Source organism: Lonsdalea britannica, from assembly GCF_946477055.1.
Taxonomy (GTDB): domain Bacteria; phylum Pseudomonadota; class Gammaproteobacteria; order Enterobacterales; family Enterobacteriaceae; genus Lonsdalea; species Lonsdalea britannica_A.
The window spans coordinates 1-5222 of the sequence record NZ_CAMKXG010000248.1 but is presented as its reverse complement, the minus strand read 5'-3'; the positions used below and the strand labels follow the sequence as shown (position 1 = coordinate 5222).

At 55.4% G+C, this 5222-nt stretch carries 4 protein-coding genes; 2 read left to right on the top strand and 2 right to left on the bottom strand.

Annotated features, from left to right (window positions below; translation table 11 throughout):
- Positions 1-128: 128 nt before the first annotated feature.
- Together gltP and cbl are read right to left on the bottom strand one after the other, a co-directional pair.
- Entirely contained in the window at positions 129-1439 is a 1311-nt protein-coding gene (gene gltP / locus Q7O77_RS14415) for a glutamate/aspartate:proton symporter GltP (RefSeq protein ID WP_304168651.1), read from the bottom strand.
- A gap of 652 nt (positions 1440-2091) precedes the next feature.
- The gene (gene cbl / locus Q7O77_RS14410) at positions 2092-3048 is read right to left on the bottom strand and encodes an HTH-type transcriptional regulator Cbl (protein ID WP_304168648.1); all 957 of its coding nucleotides are present in this window, start codon (positions 3046-3048) and stop codon (positions 2092-2094) included.
- Between the two features lie 194 nt (positions 3049-3242).
- Here cbl and Q7O77_RS14405 point away from each other — a divergent pair, with 194 nt between their 5' ends.
- Entirely contained in the window at positions 3243-4205 is a 963-nt protein-coding gene (locus Q7O77_RS14405; RefSeq protein WP_304168645.1) for a DMT family transporter, read from the top strand.
- Between the two features lie 366 nt (positions 4206-4571).
- On the top strand, positions 4572-5222 hold a 651-nt coding region (locus Q7O77_RS14400; RefSeq protein WP_304168643.1), incomplete at its 3' end, for a molybdopterin-dependent oxidoreductase.

Below are 5222 nucleotides of genomic sequence, written 5' to 3'. Positions count from 1 at the left end.
AGACAGCGTCAGGACAGTCTAAAGGGGAAAGCGACAGGCATTAAAAAACGCAGCGAGACGAAATCGCGCTGCGTTTTGTACGGGGACGGCGCCGATTCAGGGGCCGTCCCGCGATGATGAAACCGATATTAGCTGGCGTTCTTCGCGTTCAGTCCGCGAATTTCGCTTTCATAGGAACGCGCTTTTTCCTCGTCGAACTGTCCTTCCCATTTAGCGATAACCAGAACGGCCAGGGCGTTACCCACCACGTTCAACGCGGTACGCGCCATATCCAGAATACGGTCAACGCCCGCAATAAAGGCCAGACCTTCCAGCGGAATACCCACGCTGCCCAGCGTCGCCAGCAGCACTACGAAGGAGACGCCCGGTACACCGGCGATCCCTTTGGAGGTCAGCATCAGCGTCAGTACCAGCACGACTTCCTGACTAATGGTCAGGTCGATGCCGTACAGCTGCGCGATAAAGATCGCCGCAATACTCTGGTACAGCGTAGAACCATCCAGATTGAAGGAGTATCCCGTCGGCACCACGAAGCTGGTGATGGCCTTTGGCGCGCCATAGGCTTCCATCTTTTCGATGATACGCGGCAGCACGGTTTCGGAGCTCGCCGTCGAGTACGCCAGAATCAGCTCATCTTTCAGGATACGGATAATCATGCTGACTCGCAGTCCACAGACGCGGGCCACCAGTCCCAGCACCACCAGTGCGAAGAACACGATCGCGCCGTAAACCATCACAACCAGTTTTGCCAGCGGCCAGAGCGAGGCAAAGCCGAAGTTAGCCACGGTCACGGCAATCAGCGCAAAGACCCCGACCGGCGCATAGCGCATGATCATGTGGGTCACTTTGAACATCGTTTCGGATGCGCTGCGGAACACGTTCAGCAACGGATCACGCTGTTCGCGCGGCAGAGAAGACAGGCCCAGACCAAACAGCACGGAGAAGAAGATCAGCGGCAGCATGTCCCCTTTCGCCATAGAGGCGAAAATATTGGGCGGAATGAGCGACAAAATCGTGCCGACCAGGCTATGCGCACCGCTCTGCACCTGTTCGGTCGTTTTCTCATATTGTGAAATATCGACGCTGGTCAATGTCGACATATCAATGCCGTGACCCGGCTGGAAGATATTCGCCAGCGTAATGCCGAGAATGATCGCTATCGTCGTAACCACTTCAAAGTAGAGGATGGTTTTGAAACCGATACGACCGAGCTTTTTGGCATCGCCTACACCCGCAATACCGACTACCAGCGTGGTGATGACGATCGGTACCACGATCATTTTGATCAACCGAATGAAGATATCGCCAGCCGGGCTGAGAACATTGGCGATCAGCCACTGTTTTTCGGTCGGATGTTCATGCAAGAAGGCCCCAAGGGCAATACCAACAACCAGGGCGATGAGAATTTGCCACGCCAGGCTAATTTTTTGTTTTTTCATATCACTTTCCATTTCCTGTGCTCCGATCCTCGCAGGCGACGGTTCTACCGGCGCCTCACACCATCAGCGGATGCTGAATATGTCCAGACGAGGGGGAGGTTACAAAGATGAGGTGGTTTTTATTATCGCAGCGGCCGAATGGGGCAAGCTGTCTATTTATTATGCAAATAGTTATTCACTTATAACGAACAACTATTTGTATTTAAAAACAAAACCGCTGTTTTTATCAACAACGCATCTTGTCTAAGTTATTGTTAAAGCGGGGATGCTACTATCCCAGGTGGGTGAGATCAAGCCAATCATAGATAAGCAATTTCATAATTATGCTGTTAAGCAATACGATTTTTCCTGCATTGGCTACAGAAAATTCAGGAATATCAGTGCTATTTTTTAGCGCCATTAAGAATATAAAAGCACTCCGTCTCGCCGCAAAAAAGTTGAAAAAAAGACGGGGTACGAGCGCAAAAAGGGATGAAACGCTTGATTTCACCGTTCAAGGCGACGGAAAAATCGCGGACACCGGGGGAAGATTTAGGGGACACCCGTGCTCCGGGAAAATGAAGGTCGGCGCAACATACTGATGGCAATAATGGAGGAGTAAAAGCAGCGCGGGCGAACAAAGGTCTTATTCACCCGCGCCGTTGAACACACATCAGATCTGGTAATCGAGGACGTTTTCGTTGTCGCTTTCGGAGAAGACCCGCTGTTTGATCTCTTCCAGCGTCAGTTCCGGGTTGCAAAGCTGGATGAACTGCCACGTGTAGTTGCGCTGGAGCTGACCGCGTTTAAGTCCGAGCCAGACGGTATTCGCTTCGAACAAGTGTTCCGCCTCGATGCGCACCAACCCGACGTCGCGTACGGGATCGTAGGATCTGTCCGCCAAAATACCGACCCCCAAACCTAATTCAACATAGGTCTTAATGACGTCTGAGTCCTGCGCGCTAATCGCGATATGAGGAGAAAGTCCCGCGGCGAGAAATGCCCGATCGATGCGCGAGCGCCCGGTGATACCCTGACGATAGGTGATCAACGGCACCGTGTTCAGTTTATCCAACGTGATGGGGCCGCCGTCCGCCAGCGGATGCCCTGACGGCACCAGAATGGAGTGATGCCAGCGGTAGTAAGGAAAGGCGGCTAACGACGTCGTATTCATCAGCTGTTCGGAGGCAATGCCGATGTCCGCTTCACCTGAAGACAACATCGCCACAATCTCCTCCGGCGTCCCCTGATGCAGCACCAACTGCACCTGCGGATATTGCGTCCGAAACGACTGAATGACCGACGGCAGACTGTATCGCGCCTGAGTGTGGGTGGTGGCTATCACCAAGACCCCGGCGTCGTTGTCACTGAAGACGTTAGCCAGCCTGCGGATATGGTTGGCGTCGTTCAGGATACGCTCAGCCATCACCAGCAGTTCTTTCCCTGGCTCCGTCATCCCCAACAGACGCTTGCCGCGCCGGATGAAGATTTCAATGCCCAGCTCATCTTCCAGTTCACGAATATGACGGCTCACCCCCGACTGCGATGTATAGAGCGTGTTCGCCACCTCGGTCAGGTTATAGTTGCACCGTGCCGATTCCCGAATAATTCTCAGTTGTTGAAAGTTCACACTTCGCCCCGCCCTTGTGCTACTTGTTAGCACTATTCATACGAAGTAATGTTATTCCGTACAAATAAACAAAATTTCCTACATATAACTTTTAAAGATATAGAACGTCGCTAAATGAGTATGCTCGCTCTTCAGGCCGCGACTGACGGCCCGCTGCGCGCATCACCGCGTTGTCACTCATCAGGATCGAAACTGTGTTAACGGGAATTTTTTTTGCGCTATCCGCCGGATTGATGTGGGGACTCATCTTTATCGGGCCGTTGATCATCCCCGACTATCCGGCGGCGTTGCAGTCTAGCGGACGCTATCTGGCCTTCGGGCTGATCGCCCTGCCGCTGGCGTGGCTCGACCGTAGCCGACTGAAGAAACTGTCTCGCAGCGACTGGTTTGAGGCGCTGCGTCTGTCGGCCGTCGGCAATCTGCTCTACTACCTGTTTCTCGCCAGTGCGATCCAGCGGACCGGCGCCCCGGTTTCCTCCATGATTATCGGCACGCTGCCGGTCATCATCGCCGTCAGCGCCAATCTGTTGTACGGCCGGGAAGATGGTCAGTTGGCCTGGCGACGGCTGACCCCGTCGCTGCTGCTGATTATTATCGGTCTGGTATTGGTCAATATCGCGGAGCGTCAGGGCGCCGCGGAATCCGTGCCGCTGCCACGCTATCTCAGCGGCATTGCCCTCGCGCTGATGGCCGTCGTCTGCTGGACCTGGTATCCACTGCGAAATTCCCGTTGGCTGCGGCAACATCCCTCACATCATCCTATGACCTGGGCCACGGCTCAGGGCATCGCTACGCTGCCGTTGGCTTTCGCGGCGTACGTGATGGTCGGCGGCTATCTGGCGCTGACCTCGCCGTCATTTTCTCTGCCTCTTGGCCCTCGACCCGAACGATTTGTGCTGCTGATGCTGACGATCGGACTGCTGGGGTCCTGGCTGGGGACAATATGCTGGAATGCCGCCAGTCAGCGGCTGCCCACGGCGTTGATGGGCCCCATGCTGGTATTCGAAACGCTTTCGGCGCTGGCCTATACGTTTATGCTGCGCCAAAGCTGGCCGCCGATGATGACGCTCGCGGGTATCGCCTGTCTGGTTTGCGGCGTCATTAGCGCCATGCGCATCAAGCCGCAGCGCGTTGTCAGGGCCGACGTCATTCACTAACGGCCTACCCCGCGTCTTTTGTCATAGGGACAAACGCACGTCTTCCCCCCGAATAACACCGCGAGTCAACGGCGACACACCGCCTGTCGCCGCACCATGTTCACCAGACCTTACGCCGCTATGACGGCGATCAGTAAATCCCTCGCCCGCATCGGTCATCATCAGACGTTAGGACACCGCATCAGGACTGCGCGTCCCTATGTCTTCTGCGTAGCAATCCCGGCTGAGAAACCCATCCGTCTCAGCAGATCAGCAGAAAGCTGACTAAGCTTCAACGCAGGACAAGGAGCGCGGCCCACGGCACGCAACGCCGCTGATGCGCAATTCGGAGCGCTCTCCAGCGGGAGCGCCGAAGGAGATACCCACATGAAAAAAGTGATCACCGTCTGCCCTTATTGCGGGTCAGGCTGCAAAATCAATCTGCTGGTTGAGAACAATAAAGTCGTCGGCGCGGAAGGCGCAAAGGGTGTGACCAACGAAGGCGAACTCTGCCTGAAAGGCTACTACGGCTGGGACTTTCTCAACGATACCAAACTGCTCACGCCACGGTTGAAAAACCCCATGATCCGCCGTCATAAAGGCGCGCAGTTCGAAGTGGTCTCGTGGGATGAAGCGATCGCATTCGCCAGCTCGCGACTGTTAGCCATCCGCGAAAAATATGGCCCCGACGCCATCATGCATACCGGCTCTTCCCGTGGTCCCGGCAACGAAACCAACTACGTGATGCAGAAGTTCGCCCGGGCGGTGACCGGCACTAATAACGTCGACTGCTGCGCTCGCGTATGCCACGGCCCTTCGGTTTCTGGCCTCGATGTGACGCTGGGCAACGGCGCGATGAGCAACTCGATTTGCGAAATTGAACATACCGAGTGCGTACTGGTGTTCGGCTATAACGCCGCGGACTCACACCCTATTGTCGCCCGCCGCATCCTCAAGGCGCGAGCGCGCGGCGCCAAGATCATCGTCTGCGATCCGCGCCACATTGAAACCGCGCGCATTGCCGACTTGTGGCTGCCG